At 45.6% G+C, this 15,751-nt stretch carries 20 protein-coding genes; 8 read left to right on the forward strand and 12 right to left on the reverse strand.

Annotated elements, in window-relative coordinates; translation table 11 throughout:
* Positions 1-2: 2 nt before the first annotated feature.
* The 3 genes from DRW07_RS11565 to DRW07_RS11575 form a co-directional block, all read right to left on the reverse strand.
* Positions 3-1,559: a S10 family peptidase gene (locus tag DRW07_RS11565; RefSeq protein ID WP_240630589.1), complete on the reverse strand. Its 1,557-nt coding sequence runs from the start codon at positions 1,557-1,559 to the stop codon at positions 3-5.
* A gap of 84 nt (positions 1,560-1,643) precedes the next feature.
* A complete protein-coding gene (locus tag DRW07_RS11570) occupies positions 1,644-2,882 on the reverse strand; it encodes a M56 family metallopeptidase (protein WP_124028067.1) in 1,239 nt (412 codons plus the stop codon).
* Positions 2,875-3,246: a BlaI/MecI/CopY family transcriptional regulator gene (locus tag DRW07_RS11575; protein WP_124028068.1), complete on the reverse strand. Its 372-nt coding sequence runs from the start codon at positions 3,244-3,246 to the stop codon at positions 2,875-2,877. Before DRW07_RS11575 ends, DRW07_RS11570 begins: the two co-directional genes overlap by 8 nt.
* 137 nt (positions 3,247-3,383) lie before the next feature.
* On the opposite strand from DRW07_RS11575, the gene DRW07_RS11580 reads away from it, so the two are divergent.
* The gene (locus tag DRW07_RS11580; RefSeq protein WP_124028069.1) at positions 3,384-4,877 is read left to right on the forward strand and encodes an amidase family protein; all 1,494 of its coding nucleotides are present in this window, start codon (positions 3,384-3,386) and stop codon (positions 4,875-4,877) included.
* Here the strand turns inward: DRW07_RS11580 and DRW07_RS11585 are convergent, their stop codons facing one another.
* The 4 genes from DRW07_RS11585 to DRW07_RS11595 all read right to left on the reverse strand — a co-directional run bounded on the left by DRW07_RS11585 (position 4,878) and on the right by DRW07_RS11595 (position 6,258).
* Positions 4,878-5,177 (reverse strand): high-potential iron-sulfur protein, encoded by a 300-nt coding sequence (locus DRW07_RS11585; RefSeq protein ID WP_124028070.1) that lies wholly within the window; start codon positions 5,175-5,177, stop codon positions 4,878-4,880.
* 136 nt (positions 5,178-5,313) lie between these two features.
* Positions 5,314-5,436: a hypothetical protein gene (locus DRW07_RS18530; RefSeq protein WP_276310715.1), complete on the reverse strand. Its 123-nt coding sequence runs from the start codon at positions 5,434-5,436 to the stop codon at positions 5,314-5,316.
* Positions 5,433-6,080 carry a flavin reductase family protein gene (locus tag DRW07_RS11590; protein WP_124028071.1) on the reverse strand — a complete coding sequence of 216 codons (648 nt, stop codon included), beginning with the start codon at positions 6,078-6,080 and terminating at the stop codon, positions 5,433-5,435. Before DRW07_RS11590 ends, DRW07_RS18530 begins: the two co-directional genes overlap by 4 nt.
* Positions 6,067-6,258 carry a zinc ribbon domain-containing protein gene (locus DRW07_RS11595; RefSeq protein ID WP_124028072.1) on the reverse strand — a complete coding sequence of 64 codons (192 nt, stop codon included), beginning with the start codon at positions 6,256-6,258 and terminating at the stop codon, positions 6,067-6,069. Before DRW07_RS11595 ends, DRW07_RS11590 begins: the two co-directional genes overlap by 14 nt.
* A 59-nt stretch (positions 6,259-6,317) precedes the next feature.
* Between DRW07_RS11595 and DRW07_RS11600 the strand changes: the two genes are divergently transcribed.
* From DRW07_RS11600 to DRW07_RS11615, 4 genes are read left to right on the forward strand one after another with little or no spacing between them, the layout of a single operon-like run.
* Positions 6,318-6,614 (forward strand): HNH endonuclease, encoded by a 297-nt coding sequence (locus tag DRW07_RS11600; protein WP_124028073.1) that lies wholly within the window; start codon positions 6,318-6,320, stop codon positions 6,612-6,614.
* Between the two features lie 27 nt (positions 6,615-6,641).
* Entirely contained in the window at positions 6,642-8,783 is a 2,142-nt protein-coding gene (locus tag DRW07_RS11605; RefSeq protein WP_124028074.1) for an exonuclease domain-containing protein, read from the forward strand.
* A gap of 30 nt (positions 8,784-8,813) precedes the next feature.
* Positions 8,814-9,086 (forward strand): TIGR03643 family protein, encoded by a 273-nt coding sequence (locus DRW07_RS11610; protein ID WP_124028075.1) that lies wholly within the window; start codon positions 8,814-8,816, stop codon positions 9,084-9,086.
* A gap of 42 nt (positions 9,087-9,128) precedes the next feature.
* Positions 9,129-9,341, forward strand: coding sequence for a DUF3012 domain-containing protein (locus tag DRW07_RS11615; RefSeq protein WP_205665395.1), 213 nt, complete (start codon positions 9,129-9,131; stop codon positions 9,339-9,341).
* A gap of 11 nt (positions 9,342-9,352) precedes the next feature.
* Here the strand turns inward: DRW07_RS11615 and DRW07_RS11620 are convergent, their stop codons facing one another.
* Positions 9,353-9,748 carry a hypothetical protein gene (locus DRW07_RS11620; RefSeq protein WP_124028077.1) on the reverse strand — a complete coding sequence of 132 codons (396 nt, stop codon included), beginning with the start codon at positions 9,746-9,748 and terminating at the stop codon, positions 9,353-9,355.
* A gap of 204 nt (positions 9,749-9,952) precedes the next feature.
* Between DRW07_RS11620 and DRW07_RS11625 the strand changes: the two genes are divergently transcribed.
* Genes DRW07_RS11625 through DRW07_RS11635 form a run of 3 tightly spaced genes read left to right on the forward strand, consistent with a single transcriptional unit; the run spans position 9,953 to position 12,040 of the window.
* Positions 9,953-10,510, forward strand: coding sequence for an RNA polymerase sigma factor (locus DRW07_RS11625; protein ID WP_124028078.1), 558 nt, complete (start codon positions 9,953-9,955; stop codon positions 10,508-10,510).
* Positions 10,494-11,126 (forward strand): hypothetical protein, encoded by a 633-nt coding sequence (locus tag DRW07_RS11630; protein ID WP_124028079.1) that lies wholly within the window; start codon positions 10,494-10,496, stop codon positions 11,124-11,126. Before DRW07_RS11625 ends, DRW07_RS11630 begins: the two co-directional genes overlap by 17 nt.
* Positions 11,127-11,131: 5 nt before the next feature.
* Entirely contained in the window at positions 11,132-12,040 is a 909-nt protein-coding gene (locus DRW07_RS11635; RefSeq protein ID WP_124028080.1) for a hypothetical protein, read from the forward strand.
* Positions 12,041-12,614: 574 nt separating this feature from the next.
* On the opposite strand, the gene DRW07_RS11640 is transcribed toward DRW07_RS11635, so the two are convergent.
* From DRW07_RS11640 to DRW07_RS11655, 4 genes are all read right to left on the reverse strand, one after another.
* Positions 12,615-13,598: a catalase family peroxidase gene (locus tag DRW07_RS11640; protein ID WP_124028081.1), complete on the reverse strand. Its 984-nt coding sequence runs from the start codon at positions 13,596-13,598 to the stop codon at positions 12,615-12,617.
* A gap of 102 nt (positions 13,599-13,700) precedes the next feature.
* A complete protein-coding gene (locus DRW07_RS11645; protein ID WP_124028082.1) occupies positions 13,701-14,273 on the reverse strand; it encodes a TetR/AcrR family transcriptional regulator in 573 nt (190 codons plus the stop codon).
* Between the two features lie 54 nt (positions 14,274-14,327).
* Complete coding sequence (locus DRW07_RS11650; protein ID WP_124028083.1) at positions 14,328-14,780, reverse strand: hypothetical protein; 453 nt, start codon at positions 14,778-14,780, stop codon at positions 14,328-14,330.
* Between the two features lie 25 nt (positions 14,781-14,805).
* On the reverse strand, positions 14,806-15,714 hold the full coding sequence (locus DRW07_RS11655) for a DUF368 domain-containing protein (protein WP_124028084.1): 909 nt from the start codon (positions 15,712-15,714) through the stop codon (positions 14,806-14,808).
* Positions 15,715-15,751: the final 37 nt, after the last annotated feature.

The raw sequence follows: 15,751 nt of genomic DNA on the forward strand, positions 1-15,751 counted from the left end.
TCCTATTGTTGTAATAAAAACGCCCGCATATCTTGCGCGAGACTTTCTAGTGAAGGGTGGTGAATATACATCATATGTCCAGCCTCGTAATAAGCCATTTTAATGCGCTCCTGGTCGTAACCAAAATGATTCATCGAATATTCGGTAGCAAAAAAAGGAGTGGCCAGATCGTAATAGCCATTGGCAATAAATATTCTAAAGTCTTTATTCTGGCGCATCGCTTTTGACAGGATTGGACTCATACTGACAAAGCCTTGCGCACGAGGAGACGCTCCGTACAGCCAATTCCAATTCCTAAACACTTCACCCGACAACACCTGATACCTGTTGTCGCGGATCACGTTTAAATCTTTTGCCATATAACTTTGAATAGCAGCGGTATAGGCTCCGTCGATGGCGTAGCTCGATGGATCAGTTTCTGGCCGCTCCCTCACCTGGCTTTCATCTTCGCCTACGTATCGACTGTCTAACCTTCCCACGACTTCACCACGATCGCGAAGCAGCTCTTTCATGAAAAAATGCTCATTAATACGCAAATCGGTTTGCTGAATATATTGTTGTCTGAGCCCGGTAAACTGATGCAACTTGTCTACCGCATTCTGGTATTCCTCATCGGTGGCAAGCGCACCTTTGAGCAGGGTTGTAGCGTAGTCATTTAAAGCAAACTGCCTGACATCGTCTAAAAAGGCGGGTAAATCATCCCACTTTGACCTATCAGGCAAGGCATTATGGTACCAGGCTGTAGCCGCGTAGGTGGGCAAAAAGGTAATAAAAGGTAGGTCATTGCCCGGCGTGAAATCGCCCGTTTGAAAATCAAGAATAGACGATATGAGGAAAACACCGCTTAAATCCATACTCCCCCAGCCTTCTTGTAGCTCGCCCACAATAGCCGCGGCACGAGTGGTACCGTAGCTTTCTCCGGCCAGATATTTAGGCGAATTCCAGCGCTGATGTCGTGTAACAAACACTCTGATGAATTGAGCCAGGGTTTCAGCGTCTTCTTTGATACCCCAAAATGCTTTCCCTTCTTTGCCACCTACAGGCTTGGAATAGCCGGTACCGACAGGATCGATAAACACTAAATCGGCGATATCGAGTAAGCTTTCTGGGTTATCTAAAATTGGGTAGGGAGGGGCTCCCACGCGTTCTGCATCACTGGGAATGACCACTTTTTTAGGCCCAAATACGCCCATGTGTAACCATACGCTCGACGATCCAGGTCCACCATTAAACACAAAGATAAGCGGGCGCTGAGCACGATCTTCTACATCGGTGCGCTGATAGTAAAAACTGAAGATATTTGCGCTGGGATTTCCCTCTTCGTCTTTGAGTTGAGTGTCGCCCGCAGCTACTTGATAACGAATATTTTTACCCTGAATACGCGCTTTATGCTCAGTCGTTTCGGTTGATGGCGCATCGGCCTCAACGCTGTCATTCGCCATGGTAAATGGCGTGGCCATAAAAATTAATAGTAGTGATGCAATGACTCGTTTCAAAACGCTGTCCCTTACTGTGATAGCAATCCTGATCACCATAACGGTGATTGCAATTTTGAACAAGCCTTGCGCCATCGAATGGCAAACACAACACAGAAAACCGCGCTTGTTAAAGCACGGTTTTTTCTGTTGTATTTTTGTCAGCTATTACGCCTTAATGTGAATCACCTCCATCTCAGAGGGAAGGTTGCTGCTGACTGTATCACCTAATACAAACTCAATCGCCACAGACTGATTTTCAACTTTATGCACAGGTTTGGTGTATTGCCAACTTTGCAATGCCAGCATAGCCGCGGCATCAAACAAGCCTTGATGAGCAGATTCCATGACTTTTATGTCTGACACGCTACCGTCTTTTTCTACACTGAATGACAATACAACCGTGCCTTCAATGCCTCGTGAAGACGCATACTCGGGATATACCGGCGGAATGCGCTTAACAGGCGATACGACCACGTCTGCCTTTGCTGAAGTTGTGTTTTCTCCTACAGCCTGAAAGGCCAGCGAACCGCCTAACAGTGCCACGGCCACCGGAAGTAACCGCCAATTATAGGTAAAACCGGTTTGAATATTACTAATACGTTCTTTCATGTTATGTAATCCTCCGTAATGAAGCGTAGTGAGTAATTCTTGATGCCCCTGCATGGTCTGATTCAGTAGGGTCCGCGCGTAAACGGCGCGCGTTGTCTTAGTTTTGTTTATTAGTACCTGTGCATCACAGGCCATTTCCTGGGCTTGCCGAAATCGGATATAACTAAGCCATGCAATAGGGTTGAACCAGAACAGGCAAACAATGGCCAGCGCCATCAAATTCCAGTAAAGATCGCCGCGCCTGAAATGAACGAATTCATGTTCGAGTATGAGAGATTGCTGAGTGGCATCTAATTTAAAAAACGCTTTTGGTATAACAATCGAGTGTTTTAAAAAGCCATTGACCATGGGCACATCGACGGCCTCACTCACCTGAATAGATACCCTTAAATCACAGTAGTGACGAAGTGCGGGATCGGCCATAAAATAATTATGCTTTAACTCAACACCCCGAAGTCGTCGCACAAACTTCACATGCCCGATTGCAATAGACAGCACACAAAAGGCCATACCACCGAGCCAAATTAATGAAATGGAAGGTATAAACGTTTCCATCGTCGTGTGGCTGACTGCGACCGCTTTAGATGCGGTAACTACATATTGGTGCATTGTCACAAATTCTGGCAAATACACTGACATACTGAAACTAGACAGTGTCATTTGAATAGGAATGATCGCCCATAAATAATAGAAGCCTGTTGCCCCTATCGCTTTTCTCAGCGGCTGTTGCAGAAACAGTAAAAAAACAGCAGTACAAGAGAAGAGCAGGGTTTGCTCAATTAACCAGTCAGTCATTTTTTTGCTCCCATTGTTCAATCAGCTTTTTAAGCGCGGCAATGTCTTCTTTGGACAACTCCTCTTTTTTCGCGAAGCCCGCCACAAGGGGAGACAAGCGTCCACGGAATAAACGTTGTATGAAGCTTTGCGTTTCTTCTTCCTGATAGGTTTGCTGTGATACCAAGGGATAGTATTCATACACACGACCTACTTTGTTAAAACTCAGCGCCCCTTTTTTGACAAGGCGATTTAACAGAGTTTTTACGGTTTTCTCGTGCCATTCTTTATCCTTATTTAAACGCTGAATGATTTCTTCTGCAGTTGCGGGCGCGTTATCCCAAATCACCTGCATTACGTCGAGCTCTGTTTTTGAAATATCCATGGTCAGTCATTGATTACAACTGTAATTTTAATTAAAGATTACGCTTGTAATTCATCCTGTCAAGGTTTTATTGCGTAGTGAAAGATGATTTACTGAAAAGATTACCCTAGCCGAACAATCACACAGAGCGAACACAAATGAAAAAAATTAAAAGAATCAGCCTGTTAATGGCGGCATGCCTGCTAACAGGTTCAGTAGTGGCAGACCAAGCCACACAGGCGCTAGCCCGAATTAAAACCTTAGATAATGGCCCCAATGGCATTAATAGCGTGTTGTCAGTCAACCCTAATGCAAAAGATCAGGCCCGTTCTGGGCAAGGTTTACTCGCAGGTATCCCTATTCTGATTAAAGATAATATAGAAACAAAAGAATTACCGACCACGGCAGGCTCACTTGCATTAATCGCCAACGACACCAAACGCGATGCGCCCATAATTGCGAAACTACGAGCGCAAGGTGCCGTGATTTTAGGCAAAACTAACCTGTCTGAGTGGGCAAACTTTCGCTCTGAAGATTCCATCAGCGGCTGGAGTACTGTGGGTGGATTGACCAGAAATCCACATAATCTGTCTCGCTCTGCTTGTGGTTCATCATCGGGATCTGGCGCCGCTGTTGCCGCCGGCATTGTCGATATGGCCATAGGTACTGAAACCAACGGTTCGGTAATATGCCCGGCTTCAATGAACGGCATTGTTGGCTTCAAACCCACAGTTGGTCTTTTATCAGCCCAATATATTGTGCCTATTTCGCACAGCCAGGACACGGCTGGTCCTATGACCCAAACGGTTGCCCAAGCGGCACTGCTTGCCGGTGTTATGGCAAAAGATGAACACAAGGCGATCAGTCAGCATCTGCTTAATTTTGCAGCTTCGCCAGAGTCAGATTTAACCGGACTTAAAATTGGTGTTGTACGTAACCAGATGGGCAATGTTGCGGGGGTAAAACAGGTTTTTGAAGCGCAACTTGAAAAGCTTGCCAACGCAGGCGCAGAGTTAATTGATATTGAGAGCCCTTCTATGCCTGAAGATTTTTGGGGCAAGGCGTATCACGTTTTGTTGGCCGAGTTTAAGCATGGTATCAATCACTACCTGGCTGATTCGCCCGCTGATATTCCAGTCAGAACACTTGAGGCCTTAATTGCACTGAATGCTAAAACGCCACAAGCCTTGCAAGTGTTTGATCAATCGATATTTGAAAAAGCACAAGAAACCAAGGGGCTCGAGTCAGAAGAATATCTTGAAGCACTTGCGCTGGTGCAAAGCCATACTAGAGAAAAAGGCATAGATGCCATGTTAAACGAGCACAGTCTCGATATGCTTGTCGCGCCGTCTAATAACCCATCTTTCTTAATCGATGCGGTATATGGTGACAATGCACCGAGTGGCTTTGCAGGTATTGGCTGGATGGCTGCTATTGCAGGCTATCCGCATTTGTCGGTGCCCGCTGGTAAGGTTAAATCTATGCCAGTTGGCATCAGTTTTATCACTACAAAGTACGAAGACGCCTCGCTGTTTAAAGCTGGCCAGTTGATAGAAAAAGCGCGCACCGAAGATATGCGCCCTATGATGCTTGCTAACGACTTCTCAGCGCCCGCACTACAAAGCGCTGAGAAGGGAGCAAAAGCGAACTAATTACCCCGGCTTTTTGACGTAAGCCGTACACCAGCCTTGTGCATTGACCGACTTTCCTGGGAACAGTGCGCAAGGCCGCCACTCGGCACCTTCTGTACCCTGAATGTACATGCAATTATCACATACAGCGCCTTCTACCTCAGACTTATGCGTATATTTCAACGCTTTTGCCGTAGCATCGTCCAGCTCAAGCTGGGGTAAGTCCTGTGCATTGGCTCTTAGTGCCACACCACCTAGGGTTAAGCCGATCAGGCTAGTACCACTTAGTTTCAAGAAATCACGACGATTTACAGATTTCATACAGTCTCCAAAGTATTGATAACGATAATAATTCTTTTTAACTTTGCCCTTTAAAAAACGAAACCCGCCAGAGGCGGGCTTTTCCCTATCATATACCGTACTTGCCTATAATTGGATTGATTTACATCACAATCGTTCAATTCTCATTGGCATCATTGTCTGACACTGACGTAAATTTAACGATAAGCCATACTATTAGCCCAGCCACACCAAAGGCAATCAAACATACCCATATTAGTTGGTCCAAATTTGGGATCATGGTAAGAGTTTCTCCAGTGACTTGTCCGGTTTTGCATAGCTATATCGAGCAATATGCTGTGGTTTGTGATAATTGTCCAGCCCACTAATACACGCGATATCACACCTGTTTAAGTCAACATGACCATCTTCGGTCACGGCGCTTTCAGGTAAAAGCACATGTTGAATTTCTCCAATGAGTAACGTGGTGTCGTTGTGTGTTATCGGTACAGACTCAACAAATCGCATACCTAGCTTGATGGGGCTTTGCTGCACAAACGGTGCGGCAAAATCACTCAAGTACTCTGGCGTGAGGCCCACTGTGTCGAATTCACTCTCATCGGCCTCATATCTGGCTGATGTCTGGTGCGCTTTATCCACCCAGTCGGAGGCTATGTGATTGATGGTATATACCCCGGTAGCAGTAATATTTTCTATTGTATCTCTACGCACAGTATGAGGGCGCATTATCATCCCCAGTAAAGGCGGATTCGCCCCTAAATGAACCACCGAACTGATCACAGCCAGATTTAAGTGTCCTTCAGCGTTTTGGGTACCCACTAAGTTGGCGCTTTTGAAACCAGACAGGCAGTTGATAAAGTTTGCCCTAAAACGCTGCGGCAGGGCGTCGATATCTCGCTTAGAAAAATGTTTATTCGTCGTCACGCTTTGCTATTATCTCCCGTCCAAACTCCGTTTCCATGATAACTATCTCAATGGGTTGACAACACACCTGACAGTCGGTGATTTGTTGCTGACCAATGTCATTTTGCAAGTCTATATCAATATCGTTGTAAGCCATGCAGTACGGACATTCAAATCGTTCTGCGTCTGTTAAACTCATCGGTAGCCCCTGCTTTTTCGTAATGTGTTACTTTTACGCAGATATAGCGGATAAGGTTTATGCCAACAAAACGAGTAGATACATGCCCATGCTGCCGGCGAACTGCCCGATTAACGTTTCACCATCTTATACCCAAAAAGATGCACCGACGCCCTTATTTTCGCAAGCATTTCTCAAAGCAAACACTCCAGCAGGGAGTGATGATATGCCGACAATGTCATGACGGCATTCACAAGCTTTACAATGAAATGCAGTTGGCAAAGCACTTCACTTCGCTGGATGCATTGAAAGAGGATGAATTACTCGCCCGACATTTTAGATGGGTTGGCAAGCAACAAATAAATGTGAAACAATAACTGTATATATGAACAGTCATTGTGGCTATGCAAAAGACACTCCCACCGTTTTACTACCTGGATCACTTCAAAGAGTTTCTGTCTTTTTTTGATGGCGACAACGCAGGCCTTTTGCCTTCACATGTGACGGAATTTATAAGGAGTTTCCACGCACTTAACCAATATCAACAGGCTATTGTTGTTAGAGTAGCAAATCGGAAATACCCGCTAGTTGCAACCCGAACACTGCAGCACGAGGAAATCCTGCACCCCTCTCATTGCATCGCAGAGCTCGTAGAACTCGGTGTATTAGGTCTGCCCGAAGAGGCGCCGATAGCAGCGATTACACAGGCCTTAACGAAAACGGAATTGCTTTTATTAATGTCACAAAATAGCGCGGTTTGTGTACCTGCTAGTGCCACTAAAAGTGCCGTGATTCAGGCATGCCAAGAAAATCTGACAACATCAAACCTTTCGTTCAAAGGCATCGACTACATCTATCGCCGCTTTGACCCTGCCATTAAATTTTTATTGTTTGTTTATTTTGGTCACTTGCGCGGCAAGTTAAATCAATTTTCTATGCGTGATCTTGGGGTAATGCGTACTCGCTCTGACGCCGTGACCGGAGAAGCCCGATTTGCAGATGCTGAGGATGCACAGGCTGCGTTTTACTATGCTTGCCAGCGCGAAGAGATAGCCGCAAAAACCTTGTCGGAGTTACCCGATTTAGCCACGTTGCCTAATGTAACGTCAAAAGAGGCAGCCCGTCAGAAAGCTAAATTCCTTTATGAAGCCGGTAAATATGCGTTAGTCATAGATCGTCACTGGGCACTACACGCCATGGCATTGTCTGAGTGTGATGAGGCAAAAGAAAAGTGGTTGCGAGAAACCTACAAAGACGGTCACAAAGCCTGTGTTCAGACAAAACTTGAAGCCATTATTGAGGGCGGGGGGTCTGAAAAACTGCTGTTGTTCGCTGAAGACTTTTATGCAAGGAAGTACAAACAAAAACGCACCAGCACATTAACCGACATGCTACGAAATGCAACCCATAGCATTGGCATAGACAGTCGGTATAACCAGCAGGTGGAGCAAGGAGTAATAGGGTATTACCAGCGCAAGGGCATTAAAGCCTGGCGAACTGAAAATGAATTATGGCGAAGTTTGTTTGGCTTAACCTTTTGGCCCTTGCTGTTTGAAGGTGACAAAGGCGCGCTGAGCAATGAGTTTGATCGCCGTCCGGCATTACTCCGTCACAATGAGTTTTACCAGCAATGCGGTGACCAGATAGATCAGTTACTCGCAACGCTGAGCCAAAAAGACGCCCTTTTTGCGCATATTTTAAAACAAGCAACGGCCCATTATGGCAAAGTAAATTCACTCTTTATGTGGCGAAGTAACCTATTGGACAAACTCAAGGTGTTGCTCGAACACGCTAATATTCAGTCATTATTAGATTTCCTCACCACGTTTACCAAAGATTTCAGCAATTTATCTGATGGCTATCCAGACATTATGGTGCTGGACGGTGAACAATTGCGGTTTGAAGAAATCAAAGCACCCGGTGATAAATTGAGGGCCAATCAATTATTGGCACTTCAGGTTCTAAAGCGACATGGGTTCGATATTCATATCACTCAAGTAGAATGGATTAGAGACCCAAATCAGCCCTACGTGGTTGTAGACATAGAAACTACTGGAGGCAGAGCAGGTAATCATCGCATTACAGAAGTCGGCATGGTGAAGATGGTGGCTGGCAAGATAGTGGATGAATGGCAATCGTTGATTAATCCGCAACGTCACATTCCCTCTGCCATAACTCGACTCACAGGAATAGACAACAACATGGTTGCCAATGCGCCTTTATTCTGTGACGTGGCCGAGCAAATAGACACGTTTACCGATGGTTGTATTTTTGTTGCACATAACGTGAATTTTGACCTCGGCTTCATAAAAGAGGAATTTGCTCGGTTGGAACAAAGTTACAGACGCCCCAAACTGTGTACCGTGCAAATGATGCGTAAAACGTATCCCGGATTGAAAAGCTATTCTCTTGCCGCGCTCACTGCACATTTCGATATAGGTATGACGCGCCATCACAGAGCCATGTCTGATGCCGTCGCCGCCAGCCAACTGCTCCTTTTAGCACTCAATAAGGAAAATGAACAAAACACGCCTGCTCACGTATAGAGTGCAAAAGCAGTTACTGAATTTCAGCATATGTCACATACGCCCGAACTGGATGACGCGAGTCAGTCTCGCATTATTGAAATGGCATGGGAAGATCGCACCCCATTTGAAGCCATCGAAAAGCTCTATGGGTTGAGCGAACCCGAGGTTATTCGATTGATGCGCGCAAATCTGAAAAAAAAGACCTTCGAAAACTGGCGAGCCAGAGTCAGTGGTAGAAAAACCAAACATTCAAAACTGCGCCCTGCAGGCGTAACGCGGGGATATTGCCCAACGCAATACAAACCAGTGCGCAAACGCTGACAATGAGATGTTGACCTTTTCGCGAAATAGCGGCAAGGTGAAATGACCAAGTACAGCAACTACGAGAAGAACATGAAAATAGTGAAAATTGCCGTGATAATGGCCACTTTTGGACTACTCAGCGCTTGCGCCCCTGAGGTAGGGAGTGAAGCCTGGTGCGAAGATATGAAAGAGAAGCCCAAAGGCGACTGGACAGCCAATGAACTCAAAGAATACACCACAAGTTGTGTATTCAAGAGTGGTGATGACGAGTAACTTGTCACACACTATTTGAGGAAATCCTCTAATTGTCTTTTTAGCGGGTGTGGGAGATAAGCAACATTGTCAGCGCCTCTCATACGCGCTGTAAACTCCACGTGCCGTACCATGTTTTTAAACGTCTCTGAACGAACAACTTCTCTTATTTCTTGTTCAATGTCAGTGATTATGTTGTCACACCCCTCTTCGTTCACTCGTTTGACAATGGCGCGCTTTGAGTAGGCTCTCCACTCCTGAATGTAGGAGTCGTATAGCCTTTCCGGATAGATATCCAGTTCCCGCACATCCTGTCCTAAATCGGTATTGTCGTTGGGGATGGAAAGAACAAAACGCAACGCAAAGAGGCGTTTTAGAGGCACATTATCAATGGAAAAATGAGCGATCACGTCTGTGGCATTCATCATTTACACTTCAATTTTGCAATTTTGATCCAAACAATTCTATTTTACGTTTTTGAATAGGCACTGTTGAAGTGTGTACGCGTTCTTGCTGTTTTGGCTCACCTTTTTGGTGAGCCTTTTTTTTTGAAAAAAATAAACGAAAACAAAACTTTTTTTTCCCGCCTTTCGACTTAATAATCAACACAACCATCTTTACAGGAATATCAGGTGTTTAAGCGTCAAGATGACACACTGGTGAAAAAAGCACTTCGAGGTGATGAAAGGGCTTGGATCGCATTGATAGAACGCTATGAAAAAGCCATATACAACTACGGTATTCGTATGGCTGGCAGTCATGCAGACGCAGCTGACTTAATGCAAGATATTTTTCTGTCTGTTTACAAGAGTCTGGACAGCTATCGGGGCGGAAACGAGGGCAGCTTTAAATGTTGGCTATTCCGCATCGCCCATTTTCGCTGTGTTGAATTCTATCGTCGCAAACGCCCTCATGACGGACTTGATGATGTGCCAGAGCAGGCCTGTGAAGGAACGACACCAGAACAAGGTGTGCTAAACGCCAACGAGTTTGGCGATCTACATGTGGCAATGCAAACCTTGCCGATGAATCAAAAAGCGGTGGTTGAACTTAAATTTTTTGGTCAGTTCACGTTTGATGAAATAGCCTCCCAACTGGGTATTTCTTCAAATACAGTAAAATCACGACTTTATTCAGCACTCGATAAATTGAAATATGCGCTGGAGGATAACTATGCCGACTATCAGTAATGAAGCGCTTTTGGCGAAATGGTTGGACAATGCATTGTCCAAAGAGGAACAAGCCCTGTTTGAAGCCCGATACATAGAAGACAGTGACTTTTCGGCCAGGGTTGATACGGCTAACCGCGTTGCATTTGAAGTAGATCAGCCTGGGCATGTGCCACCCGCCTGGGACAAGCAGCAAACGGTCGCATTTTCAAGACAACCTTCACACAATCGTTGGTCTTGGATGCCTGCTGCATCAATGGCCATGTCGTTTGCGGCCATTGTGATGGTAGTAACAGGTTTTGAAGTAAACATGCAAGATGGTCGCGTTCAAATGGGATTTGACTTAGGCCCTTCGCAACAGGAAGTGGCTGCATTACTGGACGAAAAAATGGCACAACACCAACAAAATAATCAGGTTTTGCTGGCCCAGTATATCGATGCACTGCAAGAACAAAACAGAGAGAGTCGCACAGAGTTAACCCGCTTCCTGTTGGATACAAGCAGAGAAGAACGACGTGAAGACTTTGCAGAATTAATCAAATTTATTAATGAGCAGCGCGACGACGATCAGCGTTTTTATGCTCGCCAGTTAAACAAACTTGAAGCTGAAGTGTACTCAGCGTCTCTACAGGAGTAATCCCAATGAAAAAGTTACTTTCCGCATTATCAATGAGCTTTGTCATGGGCACTGCGTCGGCGGCAACGGATCCAGCTGAATTAAAAAAAGAGTTGGAAATTATGACCAGCGTCATTAATACCGCTATTCAGCAGCAGGACAGAAGAAGCCCAATCAGCATTCGTTCGACCCAAGCCACCTACTTGGCTAACCAAGGTGTAGTTTTCACATTTTCTGCAAAAGGCAGTCCTCGACAACTGTTCATCGACATAGCCGGATTGTCAGAGGCTTTCCCTCATGACGCTCCCTTGCCGCCCATTTCTATGAGCGCCACAGAAGGTGACGTTTCCTTTGAGTTTTCCACTGACTGGACTGAAATTAGCGGTGAAGCGCATGAGCGCGTTCGCGAAGCCTTGGAAGAAACAGCAGAAAAGCTCAGGGATTTGCGCTCTAGAGAGCGAGACATGTCCTGGCAGGAAAGAGAAGTAGAGCGAGAAGTGCGCGAATTAGAGTTTCAAATGAGGACATTGAAAGACCAAGCCAAGGAAGAGGTGAAAAAGGAACTGGAGAAAGTCAGAGAAAAGGAAAAGTCACTGGCCAAGCAAAGGGTCGAAGTACGGGAATACTTAGCTAAAGTTGAAAATGAGCAAAAAAAGAAGCGTGAAGAACGCATTGCAGCAAGAGAAAAGTTAACCAATCAGTTTCTATCAGACTTTGAAGCCCGCATCGGCGATGTGTTATGCCGGTTTGGAAGCGGCCTGCGAGCCTTGGACGAAGATGAAAATGTGACCTTTATTTTAAGCGACATAAAAACAGGTGAGGAAGGGAAATTAGACCGTATTTATGTATTTAGTCAAAAGCAGATTACCCGTTGTGTGCAGTCAAAAATAGACCAAAATGAATTGCTCTCAGCAGCGGTAATCTACGAATTCTAACAAAACAGAAAAAGCCTGAATTTATCAGGGGATAAAAAGTACAGAAAGGTTCCCTGCTTAAAATTCAAAACCGCCACCCGCTAAAGGGGGCGGTTTTTTTTACAATAGGCTTTGGCACTCACCTTAACTTTTGTTTTACCTACCGCAGAGGGTCTCCAATCCACTAGGCAAATTGATAACCTCCATTGAGTTTCACGTATGTGATGCTTAACCCTGACTACACTCATGCTCAAGTAGCGACTTTACTTTATTACCCACACACGCAAAGAAAGCAGGAAAAAGGCACGAAATCGCAGACCATGAGGCGTTAGAGATGTTTTCTATATTGAACACAATTCTCAGAAGAACAGTACAATTGCTGCTCGTATTATTCGTTCTGGGGCTACTCTATTTTAGTATCACAATTTATCATATTCATCAGTGGAACCCCCTTTTAACAACACTCAGTTCACTGCAATACAATAACGCTAAGTCATTAACACAAGTAACGTCAGAGAGTAATGCGCTTCCCAAAAAACCTAATCTCCAACGGCAACTTGTACATTGACAAAATGTCAGGCTATTTTTTCAACGGCTATTGCCCACTCAATCGTTTTCCGAACGAAACCGCATAAGCCAAGGAGCGCATTTTCAACACAGGATCGTCACTCGGTGAGAAGCCTGCCGACATGATATTTGGATCAAAATTTACTGGCGTACAACCATCGCCGCCAGACTGCTCAAGCACCAGTTTGCCTAACACAACCTTTTTACGGTCTTCTGGCCACTGAACAGACGGGTCAATCACTGCATCACCGTCTTCACCTATTATCGCGCTCAACGTGTAGCTAACAGTCCCGTCGTTGAGTTGTTCAGCCAATCGGTCAGCAAGAAACGGGTTACTCATGGCATTCGCCTGCTCAGCATCGAGTGTTTTTACTCCTAAATCGGGTGTGATGTGCCAACGAAACATTACCTGGTCGTTGTTCCCGTTATAAAAAAAGGTGTGCAACCCAAAAAACTCGGTATTGCCATATGACGAGGCCGTTTTTGCCTGCTGATTCCACGCGAGATTAGCCTGGACGCTTGGGTTGTTTTTCACAAACTCCATGGTTTTTTGCGGATCTCTGTTGCCATTTTCATCGGGTAATAACGTGGAAAGAAACCCAAAAAACGTGTCGGGGTCTTTACCCGCAAATACCGGAAAATTGTTCCCGGTAAACATATGACGGGTACCGTCTGGCAGGCTTATCTGAACGCCCATACCACGCGTACCCGGCACGCGCTCATCAGCGGCAGGGTTTCCGCCACCCAGTGAAAAACGGATTGTGGCAGGCAAGTTACCGTTACTCAACAGCGGCGCATTGGTAAAAATATCGACTTTCGTGTTAGGTTCAAATCGGCCGCTTGCGCATACACCGGTAGCATGAGCCTTGCGTTCACCCGGTTGCTTTCCGCTGAGTTTTTCGAATAGGGCGATAAAGTCAGTGGCTTGTACGCGCTGCTCGGCATGAATGGGGGCGGTGTTAGCCAATAAAACACCGGATGCAACCGCGAACGCAATGGCAGATATTCTCATAATGATTCCTCTTGTGAACCTGGATAATCTTGAAAGACAAAGTGTGTACGTATGTGCTCTACAGACAGGACCACAACTGAAAAAATTTCCCGCTCCGTGCCATTATTTTTTGAGACCTGTAACGAACACATTAATCGCGTCGGCTAGGTACGCCGGTGAATGTTTGACTCTTGCTATCAACATTGCTCCTTCCAGCAGACTTAAGTAGGCGCTGGCAAGTGATGACGCAGTTTCCACCTTTGCCACCAAACCCGATTGCTGCCCAGCGGTTATTGCTTGTGCTATCCAGCTTTCGAGTAAATCAAAAAAGACGTGTAATTGCTTACTCGCCACGTCAGGCAGCGAGAACATGTCACTGGCCAGCATACCGCACAAACAAAACTTTCCCCCGTTGACTTCCGACATATATACCTCACCTAGCGCCTCTAATCTGTTTAGTGGACTGGCGTGTTGCCGTTCGATATTCACCAAGACCTCACTGAATCTATCAATGTAGCGTTGTGTCATGGCGAGCGCCAAATCATGTTTGGTAGGAAAGTAGTAGTGAATACTCGACGTTTTTACGCCAACCTCGTTTTGTAGATCTTTATAGCTAAACGCATTGAAGCCTTGCTTTTGGGTTCGCTCCTGGGCAGCGTCTAACAATTTATGCGCGGTGGCGTTCAGTGTTTTCATGACAACTCTTATATCTATCTGTAGGTAGATAGTATAAAAATCCCGCTCATTTCGCTATTGTTTAGCCTGTTCCGCATTTTTTACCGCAGCAATTCCCAGTCTCACAGCGTCACTGGGGTCTACTGTGAATTCGTTGAGTTCATGGGTTTGACCATTGATGCCAGTACTTCTAAACACCACTGACACGGGGATCGCGTTCTGTACCGCTTTAGTGGCTGGGAATGAGGCCTTTACAATGTAGTCACACTTTTTTGCATTAATATCAATTATATGCTGATTAAAAGAGGTGACAGTAAACGCTGGATAGGATGGGTTTTCGGCAAGTGCAATGCCTTTTTTTTCTGCATTGGCAACAAGGTAGTCGCTGACTAACTCATTCAAAGCACTTACCAGCCGCTCCTGGTTATCTGGCGTGTCACAGTTTAAATGTGACGTGCCACAGCCAGAAACGAGTGTAATCGCAGCCGAGAAAATTACACCTTTTATCAATGTTATTCGTTTACTCATTACACACCTCCAACGGCTACGCTAGTCACTCAGCTTCACGTCTCTTATCAATTTGCTGCAACAAGAACATTAAGCCCCCGCCAATTGCAAAAAATAGCGCGGACATCGGGTACTGGGGGTCGTTCCCATTGGCAGCAAATGCTGCCCAGGATACCGGACTGTCTGCTAACTTCCAGGGCCAAATTCTATACAGAGCACCGATAACCACGCCCATTAAAAAGGCTATCAAAACATCGTGAAACCGAGATAGGCACAAGGCAATCAACTTAGAAGTGGTTAGCATACCCACAAGGCAACCTGATGCAAAAACACTCAATACGGTAATATCGAGGGCTTTCAGGGCGCTAACTACCGGTTCATACATACCTAATAACACAAGAATAAACGCGCCTGAGATGCCAGGGAGTAGCAAGGCACTTATCGCAATGGTGCCAGCCAGAAAAACTTGCAATAAATTCGGGTCATGAATGTTCCCGCTAATCAGGTTTATTGCCAGGGCAAAGGCGATACCCAGGGGCACCATCAGCAACGTTTTAACGTGCCACGTTATTGCCTTGATAAAAAAGGGCAAAGAAAAAACAATGAGCCCGTTGAATAAGCTCCACAGCAATACAGGTTGATGCTCCAGCATCCAGCTCACGCCTTTAGCCAGAGTAACAATACTGATCAGAATTCCTAAGAAGATCGGCAGCAAAAACTGACCGTCAAAGTGGCGCCAAAGGCCCTTAATGTCAAAACGCTTGAGTAAACTAAATGCCTTCATATCTGCACGGCTCAATGCCTGAATAAAGCGCTCGTAGATGCCAAAGATAAATGCAATAGTGCCACCTGACACACCAGGTACTATGTCTGCAGCGCCCATTACGGCCCCTTTTAGCATGAGAATCAGCGACCCTCTCACACCTAGTGGCGCGTCCTTAATAACATCAGACATCTGTAGCTCATCCCTTTTAGGCTTAAGTTTGGTTTGG

It is taken from the genome of Paralteromonas sediminis (assembly GCF_003820355.1).
Taxonomy (GTDB): Bacteria; Pseudomonadota; Gammaproteobacteria; order Enterobacterales; family Alteromonadaceae; genus Alteromonas_F; species Alteromonas_F sediminis.

Bases quoted from the DNA above. Each gene is read 5' to 3' on its own strand.
- DRW07_RS11570 (WP_124028067.1), bottom strand. From the start codon at position 2,882: ATGACTGACTGGTTAATTGAGCAAACCCTGCTCTTCTCTTGTACTGCT.
- DRW07_RS11575 (WP_124028068.1), bottom strand. From the start codon at position 3,246: ATGGATATTTCAAAAACAGAGCTCGACGTAATGCAGGTGATTTGGGAT.
- DRW07_RS11580 (WP_124028069.1), top strand. From the start codon at position 3,384: ATGAAAAAAATTAAAAGAATCAGCCTGTTAATGGCGGCATGCCTGCTA.
- DRW07_RS11585 (WP_124028070.1), bottom strand. From the start codon at position 5,177: ATGAAATCTGTAAATCGTCGTGATTTCTTGAAACTAAGTGGTACTAGC.
- DRW07_RS18530 (WP_276310715.1), bottom strand. From the start codon at position 5,436: ATGATCCCAAATTTGGACCAACTAATATGGGTATGTTTGATTGCCTTT.
- DRW07_RS11595 (WP_124028072.1), bottom strand. From the start codon at position 6,258: ATGAGTTTAACAGACGCAGAACGATTTGAATGTCCGTACTGCATGGCT.
- DRW07_RS11600 (WP_124028073.1), top strand. From the start codon at position 6,318: ATGCCAACAAAACGAGTAGATACATGCCCATGCTGCCGGCGAACTGCC.
- DRW07_RS11605 (WP_124028074.1), top strand. From the start codon at position 6,642: ATGCAAAAGACACTCCCACCGTTTTACTACCTGGATCACTTCAAAGAG.
- DRW07_RS11610 (WP_124028075.1), top strand. From the start codon at position 8,814: ATGTCACATACGCCCGAACTGGATGACGCGAGTCAGTCTCGCATTATT.
- DRW07_RS11615 (WP_205665395.1), top strand. From the start codon at position 9,129: ATGACCAAGTACAGCAACTACGAGAAGAACATGAAAATAGTGAAAATT.
- DRW07_RS11620 (WP_124028077.1), bottom strand. From the start codon at position 9,748: ATGATGAATGCCACAGACGTGATCGCTCATTTTTCCATTGATAATGTG.
- DRW07_RS11630 (WP_124028079.1), top strand. From the start codon at position 10,494: ATGCCGACTATCAGTAATGAAGCGCTTTTGGCGAAATGGTTGGACAAT.
- DRW07_RS11635 (WP_124028080.1), top strand. From the start codon at position 11,132: ATGAAAAAGTTACTTTCCGCATTATCAATGAGCTTTGTCATGGGCACT.
- DRW07_RS11640 (WP_124028081.1), bottom strand. From the start codon at position 13,598: ATGAGAATATCTGCCATTGCGTTCGCGGTTGCATCCGGTGTTTTATTG.
- DRW07_RS11645 (WP_124028082.1), bottom strand. From the start codon at position 14,273: ATGAAAACACTGAACGCCACCGCGCATAAATTGTTAGACGCTGCCCAG.
- DRW07_RS11650 (WP_124028083.1), bottom strand. From the start codon at position 14,780: ATGAGTAAACGAATAACATTGATAAAAGGTGTAATTTTCTCGGCTGCG.
- DRW07_RS11655 (WP_124028084.1), bottom strand. From the start codon at position 15,714: ATGTCTGATGTTATTAAGGACGCGCCACTAGGTGTGAGAGGGTCGCTG.